This window comes from Photobacterium kishitanii, assembly GCF_000613045.3.
Lineage (GTDB): Bacteria > Pseudomonadota > Gammaproteobacteria > Enterobacterales > Vibrionaceae > Photobacterium > Photobacterium kishitanii.
This window is the reverse complement of sequence record NZ_LN794352.1, coordinates 1,448,149-1,474,720: the sequence shown is the minus strand read 5'-3', so window position 1 is coordinate 1,474,720 and position 26,572 is coordinate 1,448,149. Positions and strand designations below refer to the sequence as shown.

Here is a 26,572-nt window from a genome sequence, read left to right as displayed (position 1 = left end):
CGGCGTTAACCAATTTTTCGTTCGATATTATTAAACTCATTTACAATCCAGTCACCAAATTGCGATAGCATAAACAACGATGCTTTCTTAGGTACTTGTGGACCATTAATTAGCACAAATAGTCGTTCAATCTCAGTGGCTTTATCTGGATAGAACGCTAGAAAGAAATCAGCACATTGTTGATCTGTATATGCCCAGCCATCAATACGGCACGCGACTAGCATAAAACAACTTCTGAGCATTTTTTTACCAGCACTACGGCAATAACCTTGATACTCAATCATGCTTTTAGTGCGCTTAATTTGTTGCTGCATATATATTAAAAAAGAGGCTATATCATCATTAAATAGTTTAGCAATTTCCCAACAGGGTTCAAAATCACCAAATTGTTCACTAAGATTAGTCCCGTACAAACACACACTACAATGCTTAAGCCAAAAGCCCCACTTAAAAATAGTGGCAATAGAAAGTACGTCATCAAGTAATAGCCACGTAATATCAACATTTGAAATAACAGGATACCGACGTTTTAAATCTTGGCATATAACAGTCATTCGGTGCTGTTCTTCAACTGTCAACGGGGCTGTTATCACCACAGTAAGGTTCAGATCAGAAATACCATTCGTTGCCTGTCTATAGGCAACACTGCCATTAAGATAAATACTATGTAATACCGTTAATTGGGATTGTAAATCCATAACAGTAGCCATAATCAATGGCATGAAATCTAATTGAAAAGATGTTTGATTATCCAAACGAGGTAAAAATTTAGCCACAAACCATACTCATTACATCAACCAACAAATATTAATGACACTTTATTGCTAATCATGGTCATTAATTTACCGAATAAATACTAATATCACCAAACCATATCGACTTTAAGCGTCAATTCCATCAGCAAAGCTAACGATTATTGCTAAACATCGCATATTTGAAGTGTTTCGGTATAATAACACTACTAAACATAGATAGAGATCAATCAGTATCATGGAAACAGAAAACCTTATTTCATACGATGATGTTATTGACGTTGCATACGATATTTTTCTAGAAATGGCAGCAGATAACTTAGAACCTGCTGATGTACTTCTTTTCACCATGCAATTTGACGATCGCGGCGCTGCAGAAGTTGTTGAAACTCGCGATGATTGGGAAGAGCATCTAGCTTGTGAGATTGATAAAGATCTTTACGCGGAAGTGTGTGTTGGTCTTGTGAATGAAGAAAATGACGAACTTGATGATGTTTTCGCTCGTTTACTAATCAGCCGTGATCCTGAAAATAAAGGCTGTCATATCTTATGGAAGCGTGACTAAGTCCATACGCGCCATATAAAAAAGGCGCTAGATATAACTCTCAACGAAAAAAGAGTCGTATCCTGCGCCTTTTATTTATCTAATCTTATAATGAACAATAAGTACTATTAACGAGCAAGAATGGTTGTATCTTGCTTACTATAACGGATCCACCATAGACTCATCACCACGATAATTGCCATCACCGTCATAACGACGCCTAGGCTAAATTGGCTTTGCGCGCTCATAAATGATGCTGCTAATGTTGCAGCTCCAGCACCGACATTTTGCAAACCGCCAAGTACAGCCCCTGCCGTTCCTGCATGATTAGGAAATGGTTGCACTGCTGCTGTCGTTGCAACTGGACACAACATACCTGTACCAATAAAGTACAAAAATGCACCGCCAATCAAACTCTTAATTGTAACTAAGCCAGCAAAACCCGGTATAATAATCGTCACGGCACCAAGTACCAGTGCAATCATGCCGATAATCAGCACTCGATCAACACCTAAACGACGTACTAAACGACCAGATAACCATGCCCCACCTAAATAACCTGGTAAGGGTAAAATAAACAGCCAACTAACCGTAATCGGATCAAGTTTAAGCACACTACCTAATAACACCCCTGCCGATGCTTCAAACACTGCAATACCAGCAAATGTTGCGATAAGGCAAATAACATAGCCTTGGAAACGGCGATTACCTAATACATAACGGTAACTCACTAATACACGTTCAGCATGGCGTTTTTCTGGTGGCAATGTTTCGCTAAAGTATTTCATCATCGCAACAGTTACCGCGGCACCAAACACTAATAGAAATCCGTAAACCGATTCCCAACCCAAATGTTTAGAAAGGTAACCACCCAAAACAGGTGCAATAAGTGGAGATAAAATCACACCCATACTAATTAAACTATTAGCTTGGTGTAAATCATCACCGTCATAACTATCACGAGGTACAGTACGACACATTGCGCCACTACAACCAGTACCACAACCTTGAATAAACGTCGCGAACAGGAACCAATGGAAATTTGATGAAATTAAGGTACCAACAGTACCAATAAGAAAGATCACCATCCCAGAAATAATCACTGGGCGACGCCCAATACGATCAGATAATGGACCATAAATAAACTGTGATAACCCATAAGGAATAAGGTATACAGCCATTACTGCTTGTAAATACGCGGATTTAACAGAGAAAAATGTTGCCATATCAGGAATCGCTGGCACATACATTGTCTGTGTCATCTGCCCAACAGCAACCAAAATAATGAGCAATAATAATAACTTACTCATGTTACTAGCCGAAGATTGCTTAATCACAACCATCACCCTCAAAAAAGATTAATATTGTTAGTTAATTATTAATAATCAACATATTAAAGAAGAAGAAAAAATAGAATAGAGTATCTCTGCTATCGAAGACGAAGCTTGTTCGTTTAAATAGTATCTATGCCTGTAAATCAGCGCAAATAGTAATATTCTGGTTAATAACTAACAAGTGAATCTTGTACATACAGCACGATAGTTTATTATGAATTACATTAGAAAAACTAATGCCAACAAAATACGAGAATTTAACCTCATTTTTTGTATAAAAAAAGCCCCGTAATACTTTCAATTTACAAGAAAATACTATGGGGCTGTTTGATTTTATAAATATTAGTCAAACTTTAGGCGATGTTTACCGTGTGAGGCCTTTATTTTCAAATAACTTTCATTGCCATCTTTAACGTGTGCTTTAGTACCAACAACTTCAACAATATTGATGCCATGCTCTTCTAAATCACAAATCTTTTTAGGATTATTTGTTACTAAACGTATTTCATTAACCCCTAATGCATTTAACATTTGGGCTGCTTCAGAGAACTCACGCAAATCATCACCAAAGCCAAGATGATTATTAGCTTCATAGGTATTCATACCTTGGCTCTGCAATTCATAGGCATCGATTTTGTTATACAAACCAATGCCACGCCCTTCTTGGCGTAAATAAAGAATAATACCGCCGACATTACCCATTTTTTCAATTGTTTCATCAAGCTGCTCACCGCAATCACAACGCGAAGAATGAAACACATCACCCGTTAAACATTCAGAATGCATACGGACTAAAGGTGCTAACGTTTTGTCTGCACCTTGAAAAATAATAGCAACGTGCTCTTTACCTGATTCAAGACCATTGAATGAAAGCAATTCAGCTGGGATATTGCTGTTAAGACCTACTTTAAAAGGCACTCTTGCCCTAACATTTACCATATTCTTCCTAAGCACTTCTTCATGTCCCTGCCGTAGAGGGGCATTTGATTATGACTAAATAATACCGAAATTAGGGTACCAACAACAACTATATCAAAAATCAATTAGGATCATTGATCCACATCTATTTTGAATGCGTTACATTACCACTTAGTGCCACAAATATAAATGTTATATTATAACATTTTGTAACGATAAACCGGATTTTTGGTATAAATGATAAAATAAATACATCTTTATCCATTCGCTTTAAATCTATGCCTAGATATTATCGGCTAGCGCAATAAGCTGCTCTAGAATATGTTCACCATCAACACGTAAACCATTATGTTCATATTGATTGGTTTGCCATGACTTAGTGTTAGTCAATAAGGCCAATGTTTCGCAACTATAACGATACTCAACATACATATCTTCAACATACACTGCGGCAGCAACAGGTACAGTATTATTGGCTAACTGTTGTGCACAATATAATTGCGGCCAATCATTTTTTTGCGCCAATAAATGTGCGGCTTCTCGTAATGGTTGTAGACATGTCATTTGATCAAACATCCACGGATAAACCATTTCACCCGTAAAACTCAAGTCTTTACCCGTTTGATATTGGTACTGAGGATATTGATGACGCACTCGTTCAGCTGACCAATCAGATGCCTGCTGCTGGCAATAAATAGCTTCATGCAAAATGGCATAAATAGGGTTGGTCTGATAGCTTTGTTGATTCAGCATAGTGTTAAGAAAAGTATAGCTCAGTCGTTGCTGCCCTTCGACATCCACAAAAGCGCTCTCTAAGGCATAATACATCGCTAAGTCACCGCCAGCGCCACCTAAGGTTATGCCCCATGTTTGAAATTGCTCAACCGTAAATAATTGTCCATTCGGCAAATAAGTTTGATTATTTGAAAGATACTCAGCAATGGCATTACATTGTTGTTGAGCGCCAGCAAAACGCTTAAAGAATGCCTTATTCTTATCTGCAACTCTTTTATACGTTGCTTGATACACTTCATCTGCAGTTGCAGTTATTGATGGTATACCGCCAGTAATAAAGACACGAGATAAGCTTTGCGGATAAAAAGACAAGTAATGTAATGCGCAGAAACCACCAAAACTTTGTCCAAGTAACGCCCACTGCTTAATACCAAGATGTTGACGTAATTGCTCAGCATCCCGAACAATATTATCAGCGCGAAAATGGGTTAAATACTCAGCTTGCTGCTGGAAGGATTTAGTCGCTAAAGTTTGATGAGAAATAGCACTACTTGCTCCGGTACCACGTTGATCAAGTAATAACACACGATAATATTTTAATGCCGTTTTTAACCAGCCACTATTCGCTTCTGGTCGTGGTGCCGCAAAACCTGGACCTCCTTGTAAATAAACTAACCAAGGTAAATTTTTATCTATGTTTAATTTATGTACTACTTCTCGAGCATAAATTACTAATGAACCGTCGCTTATTTGTTCATAATTAACCGGGACATTAATATTTATATTTCGAAAACAAAGTTCATCACTATAAATAAAGTCTTGCAATGGTATTCTCCAATGACGTAATAAAAACAATTATCATTTAATGTTGGTTAAATAATAATACATTCAAACTAAATATCCTTATATGTATTTTAAAATATGTATCGTAAAAAATAAAAAACCTTAAATATCAAAATGATATATATTTTAATTCACACCTAAAATACATAAACACTAATAAGAATAATTATCAGTTAATGATTTCATATTTGAAATCTTTTTTCCAAAAATTAAATAACCTTGGATACAAAAAAAAGCGTATATTTATTCCATTAACAAAATAGACAGTAAAATCAATTTTGTTGCTATAAATGATAGCTTTAATAATAAGCTTTATAGCGGGAGATGATGTTCCTCCTTTAACCGCCTTATCGAATTTCTTTAAGGATAATGACGTCTGACAACATTCGGCTTTTAATAGTCGAGGACCGTGTTAATTTCTATTGAATACCTAACGATATTCGTTTTCAAACACGTCACGTTGTTAACGTATAAAAGTCCTCTTCTTATTATCTGCACGATAACGAATTATCAATTCTACACTGCTAACAGTAATACGCTAATGCATACATTTTGTATTATCTTATTGCTTATACTGCGGTGTCTATGAGGCAGAGCAATGCAATACTCAAGTGAAGTTCAAAACATGTGTCCTATCTCTCGTGGTCCACAACACGAGTCAGCGCCAATTCCAGTAGAAGGTCGCTGGGTTAGCCCTAAAGATGTTATTGCTATTTCTGGTGTAAGCCACGGTGTTGGTGCTTGTGCACCACAACAAGGCGCAGCAAAATTAACTCTTAACGTTAAAAACGGCATCATCGAAGAAGCACTAATCGAGACTATCGGTTGTTCTGGTATGACTCACTCTGCAGCAATGGCTTCAGAAATCATCACTGGTAAAACAATCCTTGAAGCACTAAACACTGACCTTGTGTGTGATGCTATCAACGTTGCAATGCGTGAAATCTTCCTACAGTACGTTTACGGCCGTACTCAAACTGCATTCTCTTTAGACGGCCTACCAATCGGTGCTGGTCTTGAAGATCTAGGTAAAGGTTTACGTAGCCAAGTAGGTACACATTACGGTACACGTGAAAAAGGCCCTCGTTACATGGAGATGGCTGAAGGTTACGTAACTAAAATTGCATTAGATGACAACGAAGAAATCATCGGCTACCGTTTTGTAAACGTAGGTAAGATGATGGAATCTATCGGTAAAGGCGTTCCTGCTGCTGAAGCTATGGAACAAGCTACTGGTCAATACGGTCGCTTTGATGAAGCCGCTCGTACTATCGATCCTCGTCACGAGTAATCATAGACCTATATCACACAAGTAAATGACGCATTTATTTTAACTTCTTTAGAGTTACAGCGTCACTGAAATTGATTTTACCGAATTAGAGGAAACTCCATCATGGCTGCATTATTTGAAAGTTTTGATCGTCGTATTGCAAAAATTACTCCAGTACTAGAACAATACGGTTTCGCTTCACTAGAAGAAGCACGTGATTTCTGTAACGAAAATGGTGTTGATGCATACAATATCGTTAAAGAAACTCAACCTATCGCGTTTGAAAACGCATCTTGGGCTTATGTTTTAGGTACAGCTATTGCACTTAAAGAAGGCGCAAAAACAGCTGCTGATGCTGCTGAATACCTAGGTCAAGGTCTACAAGCTTTCTGTATTCCTGGTTCTGTTGCTGACCAACGTCAAGTAGGTCTTGGTCACGGTCGCCTAGGCGCTCGTCTACTAAGCAATGAAACTCAATGTTTCGCATTCCTTGCTGGTCACGAATCATTTGCAGCAGCTGAAGGCGCAATCAAAATTGCTCTAAACGCTAACAAAGTACGTACTAATCCACTACGCGTTATTCTTAACGGTCTTGGTAAAGATGCTGCATACCTAATCGCTCGTATCAACGGCTTTAACTACGTTGAAACTAAATTCGATTACGTAACTGGCGAACTAAACGTTGTTTCTGAGCGTCGTTTCTCTAAAACACAACGTGGTGACATTAACTGTTACGGTTCTGATGATGTACGTGAAGGTGTTGCTATTATGCACCGTGAAAACGTTGATATCTCAATTACAGGTAACTCAACTAACCCAACACGTTTCCAACACCCAGTTGCTGGTACATACAAAAAAGAACGTCTAGAAGCAGGCCAAGCTTACTTCTCTGTAGCATCAGGCGGTGGTACTGGTCGTACTCTTCACCCTGATAACGTTGCTGCAGGTCCAGCTTCTTACGGTCTTACTGATACTATGGGTCGTATGCACTCTGATGCTCAATTTGCAGGTTCTTCATCTGTACCAGCTCACGTTGAAATGATGGGTCTTATTGGTATGGGTAACAACCCAATGGTTGGTGCAACTGTTGCTGTTGCTGTTGCTATTGAGCAAGCTGCTAAAGCTAAATAAGCTCAGTAGACTTAAAAAGTTTATCTTCAAATAACGAAAAAGGCGCGAGATTAGACACTCGCGCCTTTATTTGTTTGTCACAATTGTTATTTCTGCAAAATACTCTAGAATCATCCCCCATCCCAAGTTCTTGATCACGCTTATCCCTATAAAACAGTCTGTCTTCAAGGTATAATCAGTAAAGAATCAAGTTAGTCTTATATATGTTACACAGCACACGCTGTTACAGATAAAGTAAAGGAAATATCATGATCCAAGTTGTAGGGCACAAAAACCCAGATAGTGACAGCATTTGTTCTGCACTAGTGTGTACAGCTTTTCTTAAAGCTCGTGGTCTTGAAGCGACAGCAATTCGTCAAGGCGAAATGAACCGTGAAACTCTACACATCCTTGAGCTAGCTGGCGTTACAGCTCCTGAGCTACGCACAAGCGTTGCGGGTGAGAAAGTATGGTTAGTGGATTACTCAGATCTTGCTCAAGCACCTGATGATCTAGCTGAAGCAGAAGTTGTAGGTATTGTTGATCACCACCGTCTAGGTGATGTGATGACAATTAACCCAATGGAAGCTTGGATCTGGCCTGTAGGTTGTACTTGTACTGTTCTATTCAACTTATTTAAGATCGAAGGTCACGAAATCACACGTGAACTAGCGGTTCTTATGATGTCAGCTATCCTGTCTGATACAGTAGGTTTTGCATCTCCGACTTGCACACAAAAAGATAAAGACGCAGTACACGAGCTTGCTCAAATTGCTGATGTACAAGATCTAGAAGCATTCATCAAAGCACTACTAATCGCGAAGACTGATATCAAAGGTCTAACTGCAGCACAACTTGTTGAAAAAGACCTTAAAGGTTACCCTTTCAACAACCGTGATGTTGTTGTTGGTCAAATCGAACTTGCGACTCTTGAGCAAGTTGATAGCATGATTGAAGAGCTTCAAGCTGATCTTCAACGTCGTTGTGACGAAGATGGTCTAGGTATGGCTGCATTGATGCTAACAGATATTACAACAAGCACTACGCGTCTACTTTACACTGGTGATTGGAACCACATTCTTGATACACACGCTACTGACGGTGTATTAATGATGGAAAATACCCTAAGCCGTAAAAAGCAAGGCTGGCCTTGGCTACAAACAGTACTTGCTAACTAAATAATCACCACGATTATTGATTATAAAAGGTCCTTTTAAAGGGCCTTTTTTTTGAGCCAAATTTACGATCTATCTTAGATAAAATACGGCTAACTCCGCCTAAAAAGTAAAACATCATGGCTTAAAATATCGATATTAGAGTAAATGCTTTAATTATTTTATCAATCAAAAGCTATCTATTAAGCACCAATATGAACAAAGTTTAAGCGAACAAACTCTTTTATTGTGATATTTATCTATCTTTGCTTATTATTCTCTTGAGGTATAACTATACTCCCCTCTCTTAAAAATCCTGCCTTCCTTGAAGGGTGAAACAGCAAGAAGCTATTCGAAATTATAGAGAGACAGTATAATGTCCATTAATAAAAAATATATCGCCTTAGTTATTACAGCAGTACTTTCGAGCCAAGCTCAAGCTGCTGGGTACCAAGTATCGGAACATTCTGCCGCTGGTCTTGGTCGAGCATATGCAGGTGATGCAGCAGTAGCAGATACTGCAGCCGTACTAGCACGTAACCCCGCAGCAATGACACTCTTTAAGCATGCTGAAATTTCTGGTGTGGTGAGTGTTATTAATCCATCGATTAGCATTAATGACCATACTCATGGTGAAACAGCAAAAGACATTGCGCCAATCAGCATTGTACCTGCTAGTTATTACATTCAGCCTATCAATGATAAAACTGCCGTTGGTCTAGCGCTTTTTAGTAACTATGGCGTAAGTACCGATTACCCGAAAGCGATGCAAGCTGGTAGCTTAGCTGGTAAGACATCACTTGAAACAATTAACTTTAATCCAAATATCGCTTACCGTATTTCGCCACAACTAAGTATTGGTGGTGGTGTTAGTCTTGTTTATGGTACCGCAGAGTTTAACCGCCGTTTAGGCTCTTTAGCTTACGCAGCACCAAGCCATAACCTTATCGATATGAAAGGCACAAGTTGGGGCTGGGGTTGGAATATTGGCGCGTTATATGAACTCGATAATAACAACCGTTTTGGATTAAGCTACCGTTCACAAGTAGACCTCAATTTTAATGGCCACTTTACTGACTACTTGGGTCAAGCAACATCCAAACCAAATGAAACTGTTTCAGCAAGCCTTGCCCTGCCTCTTCCTGCTATTGCTGAATTTTCAGGTTTCCATCAGCTAAACCCACAATGGGCAATTAGCTATAGCCTGCAATGGACTCAATACAACAAATTCAAAGAAATTAGAGCAACAAGTTCTCAGTGTGCAACAGGTACTTGTTTTGTTAAAAAAGAAAACTTCAAAGATACTTATCGCTGGGCTGTAGGTACAACATATACTCTAAATCCGACGTGGACACTGCGTTATGGTTTCGCTATTGATCAAAATGCAGGACAAGCAACGCTAAGCATTCCCGATACGAATCGTTATTGGTATTCAGCAGGTGCGACCTACCATTACAACTCAGCGCTATCCGTTGATGTAGGTGTATCGTATATCCATAGTAAGAAAACAGATTTTGTTGAACAAACACCAGTGGGTGAAAATGATCACTTTACTTCATCAGGTAAAGCCTACCTTGCTGCCGCACAAATTAATTACCGCTTTTAATGCGAAATAAACTATAAAATCATTAGGAAACACAATGAAAATACGTTCTATCGCATTATTAGTCACCTCTGCGCTAAGTTTAATTGCATGTAAAGGTAATAGCAGCTTAGACAATCAGTCGCCGATTGATCCCAATACAGCTACAAGTTTGAAAGCAGAAACAAAAGTTAACTTTGACCTACTATCAAAAAATAAAAAGCTAATATTACCGACATATTTAGCAATGGATCCGCAAGATGGCACCCTTGCAACTGAAACAATGGCACAAGATAAAACCAATACCTCAGATCCATTAGTTGCTATGGGACAAACTGATGGTTGGAGTACAACCCAGCCGATCACCATTAATTTCACGGGTAAAGATCTCGATTCTACAACCGCAGCAAATAGCTTTTATTTAATTAAATCAGGTGATCCAACTAACCCTGACGATACAACAAAGCCAACTCTATTATCTCAGGAAAATAGAGATTTTACTCTTCAAGTCTCTGGTCACAGTTTAATTGTGATCCTGCTTAAACCATTAGATCCTGCTAGTAACTATATGTTTGCGGTGACTGACGATCTAAAAGATGTCAATGGTCAAGCAGTAGGTATGAGTAACTCATACGCATTATTAAAGTCAGATAATCTGCCACCAGCACCGGCATTATTACCGGCACAAAAAATCACCCATGCGACTGAAGAAGCTTTCCACGGTATTGTGGAAAAACGCGATATCATCTTCTCATCATGGTTTACAACGTTATCGTCTGGTGATGTGCTATTTGCCGCCAAGATGGCAACCGAAGAAGCGATTAGTTTTGGGGCTAAAAACGTATGGCAAGGCTCTGCAATTGCAAACACAATTACTCAAGAGCAACTCGATAAACTATTTACCTTCTCTCAACCTATAGAAATTGAGGACACGAATAAAGTTAATGGTAAAAGTAATGTCCGTATCTACCACGGAACACTTTCTCTACCTTATTACTTAGATATTCGACCAAACAAGTTTATGAACACCCCTTGGCAAAGTGGTATGCCGAGCCTTGCAAAGATTAAATATGTGTTAAGTAATGGCAGTAATGCAGATAAAGCCACTATTTTAAATCAATTAGCAGCTGCTAATGTATCACTACAAGACATGGCGCAAGTGGCGACTAACCCACAAACACAAGTTGAAGTATTAACCAAGTTAATGGGTAAAACACTGTATTTAGCCAATGGTAACCAACTGGATCCTGAGCGTTTGATCACTCGTTACAGTGCTGTTCCTGAACTAAAATCAGTACAAACCATTGATTATACTTTAGTACTACCAAGTAATAAAAAATGCCAAACGCTAGGTGCTAACGATGTCACTATCTTCCAACACGGTATTACTTCGGATAAAAGCGTATTAACAGCACACAGTGATGGTTTACCGTCTTTAGCTGAAACGTTAATTGGTAATCAATGCCGTGCAATCTTTGCCATCAACCAACCATTACACGGTGAAGATCGTGGTATTCATACCATCGATAGTGAGGGTAATAGTCACTATAAAAATGCCGCAATCGATCCATCAATGTACTTAAATCTTGAAAACTTAACCGTTGCACGAGATAACTTACGCCAAAGTACTATTGATGTGGTTAACCTACGTGCTTCTATTGGCTCATTGTTTGCTCATATTCAACAACAAAATAACCAAGATCCACACACTGTTTCACCGTTAGAGATGTTAAATCCTAATAACGGCGTTAGTTTTGCAGGTCATTCCTTAGGTGCAATTGTTGGTACCAATGTCGGTAATATTGCTAACCGTCCGACAATGAACCCAGCATTTGATAAACAATACTTTGCAATTAACAAATTAGCATTAGCCAACCCAGGCGCAGAGATCCCTTACCTACTATTAAACTCAGGTAGTTTTGGTGGTCTTCTAAAAGCAGGGGTTTTACAAAGCACCGTATCTAATCCAACAGAAATTACACCTGAAGTAATTGAAACTGGTAAATTTTTACAAGCTTTGAATATTTGTTATATCGCTCAAGACGATAAACACAAAGATTTAAATAAATGCTACGTTGATAACATTCCAACGATTAAAGAAAATAATTCGAGTTTATTCGCTAAATGGACTGAGACTTACGTTAAATTTGCTTATGCCGCTCAAACAGTAATGGATCCAGTCGATCCAATTAACCTTGCTAAAGGCATTCCAGCATCAGTACCTGTATTGGTACAGATGGTTGAAGGTGACAGTACTATTCCAAATATTAGTGCTCCTAATAACTCACCTTATTCACCTTTCACTGGTACTGAGCCTCTAATTAAACAATTAGATTTAACCTCAAGTAATATAAATAAGGGTTGGAAGGTATATACACCAGGAAGCCATACATCATTATTAGATCCAACTATTTCACAAACAACTACAACCAAAATGCAAAGTGATATGGCTGATTTTTTAAATAGATAATCTAATATTATAAACAGCCTTGATAATCTTATGAGTGTACATATCATTCTGGTTATCAAGGCTTTTTTATTCCCTGACTATCGTAAATGCTGCATTAGACTGGTTTTTTGATTTAATATCTGAGAAAAAGATCGCACAAACTGTTCGCCAATCTGTTTTCCTTGCCGATAATCAAGCTCTAAATCTTCATAACTACTTAATAAAGCACTACTGTTTAACGTTTTCTCTGGCGCAATTTGAATCACTTGTAACCCTAGCGGCGGATTAACTAAAAAATCATTTACGTCTCGATATGTACGATGATAACGCGCTAACATTTCTAATATTTCAGAGTTCGTCCCCTGCCCTGTCAATTCTAATAGCCGTTCGACATTTAACTGCGAAAACCAACTCTTTCTAGTTAAAACTTTACTTTTAATAACAGCGTTTTCTTCATTACTGTCTTTATCTTCCCAATAGTGCTGTCGCCATTGTTCAAATCGTTGGCTCAATTCTTGATGAATATTTTTAATTTTATCAACTGACTCATTCAAACTTAACTTATCAATATAATAAGGTAATTGCGTTTCAACATTTGCGCGCCAATCATCAAAAATACCCCGTTCATCGCCACGACTAGCCTCTAGTGGTTCAGTACGAATAACCACCACTAAATCAGCTCCTCGTCGCCATGCTTCTTTAACAGGAATTGCAGCGCTGACCCCACCATCAACCCATTGTAAATCATTCATATTAACCGGTTGATTATAAAGTAATGGAATAGCGCAAGTTGCCAATAGCACCTCACGCCAATCTTGCTGGTACATTGGTAAATAATAATCTTGAAGAGTATCTTTACGGGTCGCACACGCGAGTGCTGTACGATGAATTAATGTTTTATGTGCAGTAACAACATCTAACGGATATAGCCCTGATGGTGAGACTTGTTGTAATGCCCACTCTAAGTTCATCGGCTGTTGTTTGCTAAGGTATTTATATAAATTAAAAAACTTATCGTCCATCGATACATCACGAATAAAATGATAACCAAATCGAGGTTGACGACTAATAAAAGAAGATAGATTAAGCGCCCCGGCAGAAGTGCCAATATACAATTCAAACGGATCAAACTGATGAGCGAGAAAACTATCAAGTACACCCGCAGAGAAAATACCCCGCTGACCGCCACCTTGGACAATTAGCGCAATTTTTTTACGAGGTGCTGCGTGTATCAACGAGGAAAAATCAGCGACAGATTTATCCTTGATATCACGTAAACTAAATGGAAGATAATTCATTTCTCCTCCCTGTTAAATATGTAAACTGACATACATTAATATATCTAGAGAGTCGAATATACAATTTGTAGATACTAATAGGAAATAATGTTAGAAAAATATAATTATCCAATATTACTTACTTTAATTGCTATGCATGTAGAGCAACCAATCCATAACTAGCTATAGTAAAAAGTGTCACCGTTACGATTACTAATGCAATTTTCAATTCGATATTCATAACAAACCCACCTTTAAATGTTATTATTATGTTAACTTAAGTCTATGGTCAGATTGTTAAGAAAATCAATATCAATTACAATAATTACAAAGATGATCACACCGTTAGCTGTTTAAGTGCACTCTATACATCATCGATAAAATACCGCATTACTCATATGATCTAAACACCTTATTTTATAGGAAAAATAATGAAACCATTACTCACTGTAGGGTTAATTGCTACCACTATGATTTCCACGACAGCAATAGCGAAACCTGTCGATTGGACACCTGGCATTGGTGGTGATATCTCTTTAATGGTTGGTTACAACAAATCAGACTCACAATTTAATACTGACAATCACACCACACCTAACTTAAACAATAATGGTAATGAACAAGATAAGATGTTCGTGGCTCCTATTGGTAGCCTCAGTTACACATTTAATAGTGGTAATAAACAACTCTACTTTGGTACTAGTCGTTCAGATATTGCACTCGGCCGCTTTCACATTGAAGCGGGCTATCGACAAAAGCTTGCTGATGCATCAACGCTAACACTGAGTTATATTCCTGGCATTTTAAGCCAAAAAACATGGCAAGATCCTTACCTTCAGGGCGTAGAGCGCAGTAAAACAGAATCTAACATTAATGCCTTTAGTGTTAAGCTCGATAATATTCGTGGTTCCCGTTTTTCGGGTCAAATAGCTTACGGTAAATTCAGTGTTGATCATGAACAAAGTGGCAACGATCCTTTACTTAAATTGACAGCAAATGAACGTGCCTCTCTAAATCGTAATGCTAATGTTCTTTATACTGAAGGAACTTATGTTCAACCTTTTAGTCGCAGTTTAATGCTACGCACAGCCGTTAACTTTACGAATATTGATGCGAATGGAAACGCCATGAATAATAATATTTATGGTGCTGCTGCGACTATTATTCAGTTATTACCACAATCTAGCCTCGCATTTACATTAAGCTATAAAAAAGCGCTGTTTGATTCAACCAACCCTGTGTTTAATAAAAAACAACAAGATAATAAGTTTGGCGCTTTCTTAGCGTATGAATATAGCCAACCATTTAATTGGAAAAACTGGGGCTTAGTTTCTCTTATTGGCTATAGCTCAACTCAATCAAATATAAACTTCTATGATAGTAGCGATGTTTTAGTAAGTGCCGGTTTAAACTATAAATTCTAATACAATGTAATAAATATCTATTCGATTAGCTCGTCATTAACAAATAGGTTGTATTTCGGGTGGTTATATTTTAGCCACGCCGAAATAATTCGAGACATCGACCAGAATATCGATTAGATTGACTACACTTTGCCAAAGTTATGGAAACGTTAAATAAATTATGGCGGCTAATAATCGTACTGCCGATGCATCTTTAGAATCCTTGCATCGCATTTTCACTGTACCAGAAGCACCGGATTCAACATTAGGTTTAATCGAAAAAGAACTTTCAGAAAACCTCAATGAATTTCTGCGAACCCATATTGCAGCAACAGAGAAGCCACTAGCTGAAATTGAAAAAGATTTCTCTAATGCAGGTATTCCTGAGGTTCCCTCTTTTGTTTCTGAGCACACTCAATTTTTACTCAATAAACTGGTTGCTCAGTCAGTGCATACCGCCGCACCGACATTTATTGGTCATATGACCTCTGCTCTACCGTATTTCATGATGCCTTTATCTAAAATCATGATTGCTTTGAACCAAAACCTGGTCAAGATAGAAACCTCAAAAGCTTTTACACCACTTGAGCGCCAAGTATTAGGGATGCTGCATAAGTTAATCTTTAATCAAAATGAAAGTTTCTACCAACAATGGATGCACAGTGCGGACCATTCTTTAGGTGCTTTTTGTTCTGGCGGTACTATTGCTAACATCACGGCATTATGGGTTGCTCGTAACGCTGCATTACAGCCTGATGGTGATTTTACTGGCGTAGGTCAACAAGGTTTACTGCGAGCGATGAAACACTACGGCTATGATGATCTAGCTATTTTAGTCTCAGAACGTGGCCACTATTCACTCAAGAAAGCCGCTGATGTTTTAGGCATAGGCCGAGATAGCCTTATTGCAATTAAAACTGATGATAACAACCGTATCGATCTTGATGAACTTCAAACCACTCTTGCAGATTTAAACCGCAAAAATATCAAACCATTTGCCATTATTGGTATTGCAGGTACTACAGAAACTGGCAATATCGACCCTCTCGATCAACTTGCTGATATTGCAGCAGAACATCAATGTCATTTTCATGTTGATGCCGCTTGGGGCGGTGCGACATTAATGTCGAATAAATACCGTCACTTACTTAAAGGCATAGAACGCGCAGATTCAATTACCATTGATGCCCATAAACAGCTCTATATTCCTATGGGCGCTGGTATGGTGATATTTAAAAACCCAGAGTTAATGACAGCAATTGAACATCATGCCGAATATATTCTTCGTAAAGGTTCAAAAGATTTAGGTAGTCATACCCTTGAAGGTTCACGCAGCGGAATGGCAATGTTGCTCTATGCTAGCATGAATATTATTAGTCGCCCTGGCTATGAGTTGTTAATCAATAATAGTATTGAAAAAGCACACTACTTTGCACAATGTATTGAGCAACATCCTGATTTTGAATTAGTCACCCGCCCCGAATTATGTCTTCTTACCTATCGTTACGTGCCAGCCAGTACGCAACAAGCATTACAGCAAGCGACGCCAGAGCAACGTGATATTTTATTGGAGCTCTTAAATGATCTCACTCAATTTATCCAAAAACGCCAACGAGAATCAGGGAAATCATTTGTCTCACGGACTCGTATTACACCTGAAAAATGGCAACGAAAGCCGACCACAGTCTTTCGTGTCGTACTTGCAAACCCGCTCACAACCACTGAAATATTAGAAAATGTGCTTATTGAGCAGCAGCAACTTGCACAACAAAGCACAATTAGTCTGCCTAGAATAGTGAAATTAACTGAAAAAATTACGGAAAAAAGAGCGAAAAACGATAGATAAAGACTTTATATCTACACGTTATTTTTTGAATATTTAGGATATCTCGCACTTTTCCCCTTTTTTTTAGTGTTTCACTGTATGGTAAACGGTATTCAATATATGACTATTTTATGAATAACTCGCGACTCAACTATGAACAGCGGATGATTACAGTATGAATAGCACCATGAAATAATACCGTTTACCCTTCTCAATATTCACTCAATCACACACCAAAACCATGACTTTTGAGTAAAATAAATTTTTCAAGGGAATATTGCTCAAAAGTCATGTTCATAAGATTTCATTTTTCAATGCCATTGTTATCATCAAGAACGGCATTCATTAATTAATATGTTGTTATACGTTTATGGAATGTTACAAAAACAACCTCTTATTAATATTGATTCTCAACAAGACATTTTGTTCCATTTTGACCCAAAAAAATAACTTGATAAATCATGATCTAAATCAAAATAAGCCGTAAATTGAGCCAAAAAAAAATGCCCTATTTGCTTTAAATAGGGCATTTTTATGTCAATTTATGTCATAACTATTTCTTTACAACTGTCTTTTTCAGGTCAATTTGAGGCCTAAATTAATCGCCAGCAAACATATAACCTTCGCCGTGAACGGTGACAAAAATCTGTGGATTTTTCGGATCTAGTTCCATTTTAGAGCGCATTCTACGAATTAAAACATCAATAGTTCGATCGTTTGGAGCCTCTACACGATGGCTCAACATATTCAAAATACGCTCACGGCTTAACACTACATTTGGATGTGATGAAAACGCAACTAATAGCTCGTATTCAGCTTTTGTTAGTTTCACTGGAAGACCATTATGTGTCAGTGCGCGCTTGTTAATATCAAACTGCCACTCACCAAAACGAATGATGTTATCTTCCTGCATTTCAACCATGGTTTCGTCACGCGCTTTTTCTACTAACGTCATGCGCCACAACAAGTTTTTCACTCTTACCAATAGCTCACGAAGTTCAAAAGGCTTAGTTACATAGTCGTCTGCACCCATCTCTAAACCGACAATTCTATCAATACTGTCAGTACGCCCAGTTACCAAAATAATACCAACTTCAGAACGACTACGAAGTTCACGAGTTAGCATTAAACCGTCTTCACCAGGCAGGTTAATATCAAGCATTACAAGGTCAATCTTTTCCGTTGCCATTACCTCGCGCATCTGTGCGCCACTGTCCGCTTGGCTGACCTTGTATCCTTCATTCTCAAAATACCCAACTAATTTTGTGCGGGTAACAATTTCATCTTCTACAACAAGTACGTGATGGGTCATGTCGTTCTCTTTTTTAGTTTTTGGCTTTCTAGCTGAACGGTAGCACAAACTAAGACCATTCACAATTTGTCATAACTATGCCTTTGCTATTCATTCGAAGCGTTAACCTTATTCATATCGTGACAATAAGATTACCCCATAAAATTTTAACCGTCACCGTAACCTACGGTGAGCATTCTTTTTAAATGGAATCTTTCAAAATGAAGAAAATTTGGCAGATGTTGACGAAACCAAGTAGCAAGTACTCAATTCTTGCTCTGGTGCTTGTTGGTATTGGTATCGCCGTTAGTGGTATTTTTGCTGTACACAAAGGTTTTGAGTACGCATCCACTAATGAATTCTGTGTTGGTTGTCATACCATGAAGCAGAACTACGAAGAATATACACAATCTGTACACTTCAAAAATGCTTCTGGTGTTCGTGCTGACTGTGTTGACTGTCACCAACCGAAAGATTTAGTCGGTATGGTAGAAACAAAGTTAATGGCATCAAAAGATGTATATAACCAGTTTATTACTAAGAAAATCGACACGCCTGAAAAATTTGAAGAGCACCGTTTAGAATTAGCTCAGATGGTTTGGAAGCGCATGGAAAAACAAAACTCAAGCACCTGTAAGAGTTGTCATAACTATTCAGCTATGGACCATGCTAAGCAATCACCTGAAGCTGCTGCTGCAATGACAGACGCTGCTGCGAAAGACATGAACTGTATTGAATGTCACAAGGGTATTGCACACGAACTACCTAACATGGCTGGCGGTTTCCAGAAAGATTTCCAAAACCTACAAGCTGAAGCAACTACTCAAGGTGCTACTGCTGAGAAACTTTACTCACTGGGTGAGAAAGACATTTTTGCAACTGATGATGCTAACGGTAAATCAGAAGGTAAATTACTACCCGCTTCTGAAGTAACGGTACTTGAACGTAAAGGCGACATGCTAAAAGTTGAAGTTAACGGCTGGCTAGAAAAAGCAGGTAAAGGTCGCGTAATGACTGAGTACATGGGTAAACGTGTCTTCAAGGCAACTATCCGTGGCGAAGTGAAAGCGAACGAGAAAATCATTAAAGAAGAAACTGATCCTGCAACTAACATTGTGTGGCAGAACATCAGTGTTCAAGGTTGGGTTACTAAATCAGACATGATTGATAGTATCAAACCAATCTGGAACTATGCAGAAGATATGTACGCGTCTACATGTAACGCTTGTCACGCGGCGCCAGACCCTGGCCATTTTACTGCAAATGGCTGGATCGCAAGTCTGAAAGCCATGAGCTCTTACTACCGTCTGACTAAGACTGAAGAACGTACACTACTTAAATATCTTCAGAACCACGGCAGCGATACAGGTGGTGCTGGCGCGCATTAATCCAGCGCTCCAATAAACGATTAAATGATAGGCGGGTGATAATTGTTATCCCCGCCCCATCGATAAAAATTAAAGTTTAAGGATTCTCCAACTATGGCGACTCAAAACAATCATAAAGGCATTACACGCCGCCGCTTTCTTTCTGGCCTTGCAGTAGCAAGTGCTGCGTCAGTTGTTGGCACTAGCCTGCTTGCTCCTCGCAAAGCAATGGCAGCAACTGATGCCATAACTGGCTTTAACGGTGAAGTGCTATGTGGCTCTCACTGGGGTGCTTTCCGTGCCAAAGTTGTTAACGGCGTATGGACTGAAACTACACCATTTGAAAAAGACAAAAACCCAACGGATATGATTAAAGCGGTACGTGAAGTGGTTTATAACCCTGCACGTGTTAAGTACCCAATGATTCGTATCGATTGGCTAAAGCAAGGCTACAAGTCAGATACAACCCAACGCGGTAATAACCGCTTCGTACGTGTGCCATGGTCTCAAGCATTAGACTTCCTATACCATGAAATGGAGCGCGTACAGAACAACTTTGGTCCAAGTGCACTCTACGCTGGCCACACCGGTTGGCAGTCAGTAGGTAAACTGCATAACGCAGGTACCATGATGAAGCGTGGTGTTAGTCTTCACGGTACAACACTAGGCAAAATGGGTGACTACTCTACTGGTGCTGCACAAGTCATTCTTCCTTACGTTGCTGGTGCAATGGAAGTTTACGAACAGCAAACATCATGGCCGCTAGTGCTTGAACACACTGACACTATCGTGATGTGGGCATCTGACCCAATTAAAAACCTGCAAGTGGGTTGGTTAGTACCAGACCACAGCCCATACCAATACTATGAGCAACTTGCAGAGAAAGTGAAGAACAAAGAAATCAAAGTGATCTACGTCGATCCAGTGGTTTCTTGCACTCAAAAAGCCGTTGGTGGTGAGCAGATCCGTGTTAACCCACAGACTGACGTTCCACTGATGCTGGCGATTGCGCACACGCTATACACTGAAAACTTATACAACAAAGAATTCGTTGCGGATTACACAACGGGTCTTGATAAGTTTATGCCTTACGTATTGGGCGAAACTGACGGCATTACTAAAAACCCTGAGTGGGCAGAAAAGATCTGTGGTATCAAAGCTGATGATATTCGCGCTCTTGCTCGCACGATGGCTAAAGGCCGTACCCAAATTATTGGTGGCTGGTGTCTACAGCGTATGCAACACGGCGAGCAGTATGCTTGGATGTTGGTTGTTCTTGCTGCAATGCTGGGCCAAATCGGTCTACCTGGTGGTGGTTTTGGTTTTGGCTGGCACTACAATGATGCTGGTTCAATTACTTCTAACGGTCCACTAATGTCTGGCTTTAGTGGTGTAACAGGTGTTGACCCAATTCATAGCGGTTCATACGACGGTTACTCTACTTTCATTCCAGTTGCACGTTTTGTTGACTGTATTGATAACCCAGGTAAGACCATCGACTACAATGGTCAAAAGATCAAATATCCATTTATGAAGATGGCTATTTTCAGTGGTAATAACCCGTTTGGTCACCACCAAGATCGCAACAAAATGATCAAGGCGTGGACTAAGCTACAAACTGTTGTATCGATTGATCACCAGTGGACAGCAACGTGTCGTTTTGCAGATATCGTATTACCTGCAACAACCACTTACGAGCGTAATGATATCGAACAATACGGTAACCACTCTAACGCTGGTATCATTGCTCTGCGTAAAGTTGTTGAACCAATGTACGAATCTAAAGATGACTACGAGATCTTCAGTGAGTTATGTTCTCGCTATGACCGCGAAGAAGCATTCACTGGTGGTAAAACACAAATGGAATGGATCGAAGAAATCTACAACGGCGCTCGTCTACAAGGTCGTGGTCTAGGTGTTCGTATGCCTAACTTCAAGAAATTCTGGGATGGTGAAGGCTTTATTGAATTCCCTGCAGGTAAAGAATGGGTTCGTCATGAATCATTCCGTAGCGAACCCGATCTTGAGCCATTAGGTACAGCATCTGGTCTGATTGAGATTTACTGTAAGACAATTGCAGATATGGGTTACAACGACTGTCAAGGTCACCCAATGTGGTTCGAGAAAACAGAACGTAGCCACGGTGGTCCTCGTTCTGATCGCTTCCCGATTAACATGCAAAGTACACACCCGAAAGATCGTCTGCACTCGCAGCTATGTTCATCAACGGACTTCCGTGCAACGTATGCTGTAGCTGACCGTGAGCCTATCTTCATCAACACTGAAGATGCAAAAGCACGTGGCATTCAATCTGGTGATATCGTGCGTGTTTACAACGACCGTGGTCAAGTAATGGCAGGTGCTGTTGTGACTGACGATTACCTACCAGGTGTTTGTCGTCTACAAGAAGGTGCATGGTACAGCCCATTAGAAGGCGGTAAAGTAGGCACTATCTGTACTTACGGCGATCCAAACGTACTAACTGAAGACATCGGTAGTTCGAGCCTAGCACAAGCAACATCTGCGGCAGCTGCATTGGTTCAAATTGAAAAATACACCGGTCCAGTTCATGCAGTAACAGGCTTTAACGGTCCAACGTATGAAACAGGGATTGACCCACTATTCCCAGCAATGGATAAGTAATTAATCCGTTGCTAACATAGTGAATTAACTTATAAAGGCGATGAATAATAATTTCATCGCCTTTATTTCATTTTTTAGAACCTATTCTAATAACCCTTAGGTATACTCTGCCTAATTGCTTTATTTGAATATGTTTTATGTCTGGAGTGACCATGCAAGAATTTATCGCATTCAACGAACAACGTGCTGAAATCTACTGGTGGATGTCTTCACTTTTCGCCCGTGAATTAAGTGATGCCGACCTACATGAATACCATGGCGGTGAGATGTATACATTTCTGTCTGGTCTAGGTATGACAGAAGAATTAAAAGCACCTGTTGATACTTTCCGTGCTGCAATTAAAAAATCTCATGCTCGCAGTGACGAACAACTAGAACTGGCTGCTGACTTTTGTGGCTTATTTCTAAGTACTCCCAAATCAGGGGCACTACCTTACGCGTCAATGTATGTCGGAAAAACAGGACTATTAAACGACAAGCCAGCCCAAGAAATGCATGAGCTTATGGCCTCTTTTGATATCGCACAGCGTAAAGAATTTAATGAGCCAGCGGATCACCTCGCGATTGAATTAGATTTCATGGGTAATCTAATTATCATGGCTAATCAGCAACAAACCGAAGAACAACGTGAAGCACTAATGCAATCACAACTGTCATTCATCGATACTATGTTGCTAAACTGGTTACCGTTATTTGCTAAAGAATGTCAACGTCATGACCACTTTGGCTTCTATGCTGCTGCTGCAAACCTGCTACTTGCATTCTGTATGCTAGATAAAAAATTCCTCGTAGGCGAATAAGTTTTTTAAGCACTAACAGTACATTTTAAACGCCCTTTTTTAACCAAATAAGGGCGTTTTTTATGTCTCATTTCTAAAAATTGCTAATTTTAGAATTTAGCAAGTTATTCTGCCAAAATATTTATATTTTAAGCTGGTTTTATATTGCATAACCACGCACTAAATTAAAAATAGCCATTATTCCCCCAAATAATAAAACCATTATTTATCATATGGTTAATTCGCACAAAAAACGCATAACACATTGAAATAATAGTAGTTCTCATTACCGAGCGTTATTTTATGCATAAGCTCATTTTTGATTTTTTATATTGTCATACAAAAAATTAAAATCTGATTCAGATCAACTAATTGTATTGATTTAAGTCATAAAATCATGAGGTAATACTTATAAAGTATATTTATTCATAGCTAACAAGGTTGATAGATGGACTCGCATGCAGCCCTTTTTGAACTCGGCCAGAAACGTCTTGCCGAACTTCGAAAAACGAAACCTCTTCGTGAGGGATCTTTCCAAAAAAAATTAGAAAAAAATGGCATTACTCGTCGTGACTTCATGATTTGGAGTGCGACTATCACTTCATTGCTGGCACTACCCTTACCTTTTAGTACCATGGTTGCGGAAGCTGCTGAGCTTTCTGACCGTGTACCACTTATCTGGTTGAGCCTTGCTGAATGTACCGGTTGTTCTGAGTCATTAGTGCGTAGCACTACACCGGATATTAGTACGTTATTGTTTGAGCATGTTTCGCTTGAATATCAAGAAGTACTAATGGCAGCAGCTGGCGATCAAGCGGAAGAAAACCTTGATAACGCCATGAAAGCTTATAAAGGTAAATATCTACTTGCAGCTGAAGGTGCAGTACCAACAGCCAACAATGGTACTTTCCTAACATTAGGTAGCCAAGCTGAAACAGGCCTATCACTAATTAAGCGTGTTGCAGCAGATGCAGCAGCTGTTATTTGTGTTGGTACATGTTCATCTTACGGTGGTGTCCAAGCAGCACGTCCTAACCCTACAGGCGCTAAAAGCGTGGGCGCAGTCATTGATCGCCCAGTGATCAATGTTGCTGGCTGTCCACCAAATCCAGCCAACATTACGGGTACATTAATGTACTACATCATGTTTGGTCGTTTACCTGCATTGGATATGTTTAACCGTCCTAAATGGGCTTATGGTGCACGTGTTCATGATAACTGTGAGCGTCGTGGTCACTTTGATGCTGGTGAGTTTGTGACAGAGTTTGGTGATGATAATGCCAAACAAGGTTACTGCTTATTCAAAATGGGTTGTAAAGGCCCTTACACTTACAATAACTGCCCTACTGAGCGTTTCAATGCTCACACTAGCTGGCCAGTACTTGCAGGTCATGGTTGCATTGGTTGTTCAGAACCTGATTTTTGGGATGACATGGCCGATTTCGAAAAACCATTAAGTCGCCAACCAATTCATGGTTTAGATGCCACTGCCGACACGATTGGTGCGGTTATTTTAGGTGTCACAGCTGTTGGTATTGGTGCACACGCAGTCAGTAGTATTTTTGCTAAAAAAGTCGAGGAATAATTCATGAGCAAGCGCGTCGTTATCGATCCTATTACTCGTATCGAAGGCCACTTACGCATCGAAGTTAAACTTGATGCAAATAACGTAATCAACAAGGCATGGGCATCTTCTACCCTGTTCCGTGGTCTTGAAATTATTATGAAAGGCCGTACACCGTACGATGTTGGTCTACTAATGCAACGTATTTGTGGTGTATGTACATCATCACACTACCTATGTGGTACGTTAGCAGTTGAAGATGCAATTAATGCACAAGTGCCTTTAAATGCGAAATACATTCGTAGCTTAATCTTAACTACACTACAAATGCATGACCATATTGTTCACTTCTACATCCTACATGGACTAGATTGGATAGATGTTGTTTCAGCATTAAGTGCAGATCCAGCCAAAGCCGCGAAAGAAGCAATGAAGTACTCAGCCACGCCAATTGCGGCTGGTGAGGGTGATCTACGCGCCGCACAAGAGAAAGTACAAGGCTTAGTAAATACTGGTAAGTTAGGTCCATTTGCAAACGCTTATTGGGGTAACAAAACTTACAAGTTCACTCCAGAGCAAAACCTTATTGGTCTAAGCCACTACCTTAAAGCACTTGAAATTCAGCGTATTGCGGCAGAGTCAATGGCTGTTTGGGGTGGTAAAAACCCACATCCACAATCCATTGTTGTTGGTGGTGTAACATGTGTACGTGACATGTTAGATCCCGCTCGCTTACAAGAGTTTAAGCAAAAGTATGTGCATGTTGCTGAGTTCATCGAACGTGCGTACCAAGCTGATATTCTAATGGCAGCAGCAGCTTACGGCAAAGAACCAAGTGTATTGGGCGGCTGTAATGTTGATACTTTCATGTGTAGCGAATCAATTTTACTTAGCCCTGATGACCACCTTTTTGTCAGTGGCGTGATCCGTAACAAAGATTTAGCTAAAGCTGAAAATATCGATCTTAACCTGATTGCTGAAGATGTGACTCACTCATGGTATGACGCTAATAAGCCTCAACACCCATACGATGGCACTACAATCCCAGAACATACGCCATTTATTGAGCGCGATACCATTGTAGGTAAACGCCCTACTATCAATGAAGCTGGCAAATACTCTTGGGTTAAATCACCACGTTACAATGGCGAGCCAGTTGAAGTTGGTCCACTAGCAACTATGGTGGTTAACTATGCCAAAGATAACCCTCGTGTTACCACGATTGTAAACGAGTTCTTGCAACAAACAGGCCTACCCGCTGGTGCATTATTTACCACCCTTGGTCGTACTGCAGCACGTATGTTACATACCCTAACGATCTCTCGTCATGGTTTAGAAACATTTGAATCTATGGTAACTAACCTAAACTCAGACCAAACAACTTACATTGAGCCAACCATTGATCCTAAAAAGGAATACAAAGGTGTTGGTATCATTGAAGCACCACGTGGTTTCTTGAGTCACTGGTTACGTATTAAAGATGCCAAAGTTGAAAACTACCAAGCGGTTGTACCAACAACGTGGAATGCGGGTCCTATTGATGGTAACGGTAAAATTGGGCCATACGAAGCTTCATTAGTTGGTTTACAACTTGAAGATCCGAAAAAACCATTAGAAGTATTACGTGTTATTCACTCTTTTGACCCTTGCATGGCGTGTTCAGTACACGTAATGGATTACAAAGGCCAATCACTTAGTGAGTTCCGTATTCCAGCTCAGGCAATGTAACTAA

Annotated in this window: 19 protein-coding genes and 1 riboswitch; of the genes, 13 read left to right on the top strand and 6 right to left on the bottom strand. The window is 39.5% G+C overall.

Annotated features, from left to right (window positions below; translation table 11 throughout):
* Positions 1 to 5 precede the first annotated feature (5 nt).
* A complete protein-coding gene (locus PPBDW_RS07010; RefSeq protein ID WP_036794329.1) occupies positions 6 to 776 on the bottom strand; it encodes a hypothetical protein in 771 nt (256 codons plus the stop codon).
* Positions 777 to 990: 214 nt separating this feature from the next.
* Here PPBDW_RS07010 and PPBDW_RS07005 point away from each other — a divergent pair, with 214 nt between their 5' ends.
* Positions 991 to 1,317, top strand: a complete 327-nt coding sequence (locus PPBDW_RS07005) for an HI1450 family dsDNA-mimic protein (RefSeq protein ID WP_036794328.1) — start codon at positions 991 to 993, stop codon at positions 1,315 to 1,317.
* Positions 1,318 to 1,424: 107 nt separating this feature from the next.
* Here PPBDW_RS07005 and emrD read toward each other — a convergent pair whose 3' ends face one another.
* The 3 genes from emrD to PPBDW_RS06990 form a co-directional block, all read right to left on the bottom strand.
* Positions 1,425 to 2,606: a multidrug efflux MFS transporter EmrD gene (gene emrD / locus PPBDW_RS07000; protein WP_201257815.1), complete on the bottom strand. Its 1,182-nt coding sequence runs from the start codon at positions 2,604 to 2,606 to the stop codon at positions 1,425 to 1,427.
* Between the two features lie 366 nt (positions 2,607 to 2,972).
* Positions 2,973 to 3,569: a GTP cyclohydrolase II gene (locus tag PPBDW_RS06995; protein WP_036794326.1), complete on the bottom strand. Its 597-nt coding sequence runs from the start codon at positions 3,567 to 3,569 to the stop codon at positions 2,973 to 2,975.
* A 261-nt stretch (positions 3,570 to 3,830) separates the two neighbouring features.
* Positions 3,831 to 5,108 carry an alpha/beta fold hydrolase gene (locus tag PPBDW_RS06990; protein WP_036794325.1) on the bottom strand — a complete coding sequence of 426 codons (1,278 nt, stop codon included), beginning with the start codon at positions 5,106 to 5,108 and terminating at the stop codon, positions 3,831 to 3,833.
* 329 nt (positions 5,109 to 5,437) lie between these two features.
* Positions 5,438 to 5,512: riboswitch (Fluoride riboswitch) on the top strand.
* A gap of 212 nt (positions 5,513 to 5,724) precedes the next feature.
* Between PPBDW_RS06990 and PPBDW_RS06985 the strand changes: the two genes are divergently transcribed.
* From PPBDW_RS06985 to PPBDW_RS06965, 5 genes are all read left to right on the top strand, one after another.
* Positions 5,725 to 6,417: an iron-sulfur cluster assembly scaffold protein gene (locus PPBDW_RS06985; protein ID WP_036794324.1), complete on the top strand. Its 693-nt coding sequence runs from the start codon at positions 5,725 to 5,727 to the stop codon at positions 6,415 to 6,417.
* Positions 6,418 to 6,519: 102 nt separating this feature from the next.
* Entirely contained in the window at positions 6,520 to 7,527 is a 1,008-nt protein-coding gene (locus tag PPBDW_RS06980) for a GGGtGRT protein (protein WP_036794322.1), read from the top strand.
* A gap of 248 nt (positions 7,528 to 7,775) precedes the next feature.
* A complete protein-coding gene (locus tag PPBDW_RS06975; protein ID WP_036794320.1) occupies positions 7,776 to 8,684 on the top strand; it encodes a manganese-dependent inorganic pyrophosphatase in 909 nt (302 codons plus the stop codon).
* Positions 8,685 to 9,036: 352 nt separating this feature from the next.
* Positions 9,037 to 10,266: an outer membrane protein transport protein gene (locus PPBDW_RS06970; protein ID WP_036794318.1), complete on the top strand. Its 1,230-nt coding sequence runs from the start codon at positions 9,037 to 9,039 to the stop codon at positions 10,264 to 10,266.
* A 34-nt stretch (positions 10,267 to 10,300) separates the two neighbouring features.
* Entirely contained in the window at positions 10,301 to 12,712 is a 2,412-nt protein-coding gene (locus tag PPBDW_RS06965; RefSeq protein ID WP_036794316.1) for a VolA/Pla-1 family phospholipase, read from the top strand.
* 77 nt (positions 12,713 to 12,789) lie between these two features.
* On the opposite strand, the gene PPBDW_RS06960 is transcribed toward PPBDW_RS06965, so the two are convergent.
* Positions 12,790 to 13,989 (bottom strand): patatin-like phospholipase family protein, encoded by a 1,200-nt coding sequence (locus tag PPBDW_RS06960; RefSeq protein WP_036794314.1) that lies wholly within the window; start codon positions 13,987 to 13,989, stop codon positions 12,790 to 12,792.
* Positions 13,990 to 14,399: 410 nt separating this feature from the next.
* Between PPBDW_RS06960 and PPBDW_RS06955 the strand changes: the two genes are divergently transcribed.
* On the top strand, positions 14,400 to 15,392 hold the full coding sequence (locus PPBDW_RS06955; RefSeq protein WP_036794312.1) for a DUF2860 domain-containing protein: 993 nt from the start codon (positions 14,400 to 14,402) through the stop codon (positions 15,390 to 15,392).
* A 160-nt stretch (positions 15,393 to 15,552) separates the two neighbouring features.
* Complete coding sequence (panP, locus tag PPBDW_RS06950) at positions 15,553 to 17,217, top strand: pyridoxal-dependent aspartate 1-decarboxylase PanP (RefSeq protein WP_036794310.1); 1,665 nt, start codon at positions 15,553 to 15,555, stop codon at positions 17,215 to 17,217.
* A gap of 577 nt (positions 17,218 to 17,794) precedes the next feature.
* Here panP and torR read toward each other — a convergent pair.
* Complete coding sequence (gene torR, locus PPBDW_RS06945; RefSeq protein ID WP_036794308.1) at positions 17,795 to 18,508, bottom strand: two-component system response regulator TorR; 714 nt, start codon at positions 18,506 to 18,508, stop codon at positions 17,795 to 17,797.
* A 200-nt stretch (positions 18,509 to 18,708) separates the two neighbouring features.
* Here torR and torC point away from each other — a divergent pair, with 200 nt between their 5' ends.
* The 5 genes from torC (at position 18,709) to PPBDW_RS06920 (ending at position 26,568) form a co-directional block, all read left to right on the top strand.
* Positions 18,709 to 19,875 carry a pentaheme c-type cytochrome TorC gene (gene torC / locus PPBDW_RS06940; RefSeq protein WP_080888833.1) on the top strand — a complete coding sequence of 389 codons (1,167 nt, stop codon included), beginning with the start codon at positions 18,709 to 18,711 and terminating at the stop codon, positions 19,873 to 19,875.
* A gap of 93 nt (positions 19,876 to 19,968) precedes the next feature.
* Positions 19,969 to 22,497, top strand: a complete 2,529-nt coding sequence (gene torA, locus PPBDW_RS06935) for a trimethylamine-N-oxide reductase TorA (protein WP_036794304.1) — start codon at positions 19,969 to 19,971, stop codon at positions 22,495 to 22,497.
* A 152-nt stretch (positions 22,498 to 22,649) separates the two neighbouring features.
* A complete protein-coding gene (torD, locus tag PPBDW_RS06930; protein ID WP_036794302.1) occupies positions 22,650 to 23,297 on the top strand; it encodes a molecular chaperone TorD in 648 nt (215 codons plus the stop codon).
* 427 nt (positions 23,298 to 23,724) lie between these two features.
* Complete coding sequence (locus PPBDW_RS06925) at positions 23,725 to 24,861, top strand: hydrogenase small subunit (protein WP_036794300.1); 1,137 nt, start codon at positions 23,725 to 23,727, stop codon at positions 24,859 to 24,861.
* A 3-nt stretch (positions 24,862 to 24,864) separates the two neighbouring features.
* The gene (locus tag PPBDW_RS06920; RefSeq protein WP_036794298.1) at positions 24,865 to 26,568 is read left to right on the top strand and encodes a nickel-dependent hydrogenase large subunit; all 1,704 of its coding nucleotides are present in this window, start codon (positions 24,865 to 24,867) and stop codon (positions 26,566 to 26,568) included.
* Positions 26,569 to 26,572 lie beyond the last annotated feature (4 nt).

Coding starts and splice junctions, on each gene's coding strand:
- PPBDW_RS07005 (WP_036794328.1), top strand. CDS start 991: ATGGAAACAGAAAACCTTATTTCATACGATGATGTTATTGACGTTGCA.
- emrD (WP_201257815.1), bottom strand. CDS start 2,606: ATGAGTAAGTTATTATTATTGCTCATTATTTTGGTTGCTGTTGGGCAG.
- PPBDW_RS06995 (WP_036794326.1), bottom strand. CDS start 3,569: ATGGTAAATGTTAGGGCAAGAGTGCCTTTTAAAGTAGGTCTTAACAGC.
- PPBDW_RS06985 (WP_036794324.1), top strand. CDS start 5,725: ATGCAATACTCAAGTGAAGTTCAAAACATGTGTCCTATCTCTCGTGGT.
- PPBDW_RS06980 (WP_036794322.1), top strand. CDS start 6,520: ATGGCTGCATTATTTGAAAGTTTTGATCGTCGTATTGCAAAAATTACT.
- PPBDW_RS06975 (WP_036794320.1), top strand. CDS start 7,776: ATGATCCAAGTTGTAGGGCACAAAAACCCAGATAGTGACAGCATTTGT.
- PPBDW_RS06970 (WP_036794318.1), top strand. CDS start 9,037: ATGTCCATTAATAAAAAATATATCGCCTTAGTTATTACAGCAGTACTT.
- PPBDW_RS06965 (WP_036794316.1), top strand. CDS start 10,301: ATGAAAATACGTTCTATCGCATTATTAGTCACCTCTGCGCTAAGTTTA.
- PPBDW_RS06960 (WP_036794314.1), bottom strand. CDS start 13,989: ATGAATTATCTTCCATTTAGTTTACGTGATATCAAGGATAAATCTGTC.
- PPBDW_RS06955 (WP_036794312.1), top strand. CDS start 14,400: ATGAAACCATTACTCACTGTAGGGTTAATTGCTACCACTATGATTTCC.
- panP (WP_036794310.1), top strand. CDS start 15,553: ATGGCGGCTAATAATCGTACTGCCGATGCATCTTTAGAATCCTTGCAT.
- torR (WP_036794308.1), bottom strand. CDS start 18,508: ATGACCCATCACGTACTTGTTGTAGAAGATGAAATTGTTACCCGCACA.
- torC (WP_080888833.1), top strand. CDS start 18,709: ATGAAGAAAATTTGGCAGATGTTGACGAAACCAAGTAGCAAGTACTCA.
- torA (WP_036794304.1), top strand. CDS start 19,969: ATGGCGACTCAAAACAATCATAAAGGCATTACACGCCGCCGCTTTCTT.
- torD (WP_036794302.1), top strand. CDS start 22,650: ATGCAAGAATTTATCGCATTCAACGAACAACGTGCTGAAATCTACTGG.
- PPBDW_RS06925 (WP_036794300.1), top strand. CDS start 23,725: ATGGACTCGCATGCAGCCCTTTTTGAACTCGGCCAGAAACGTCTTGCC.
- PPBDW_RS06920 (WP_036794298.1), top strand. CDS start 24,865: ATGAGCAAGCGCGTCGTTATCGATCCTATTACTCGTATCGAAGGCCAC.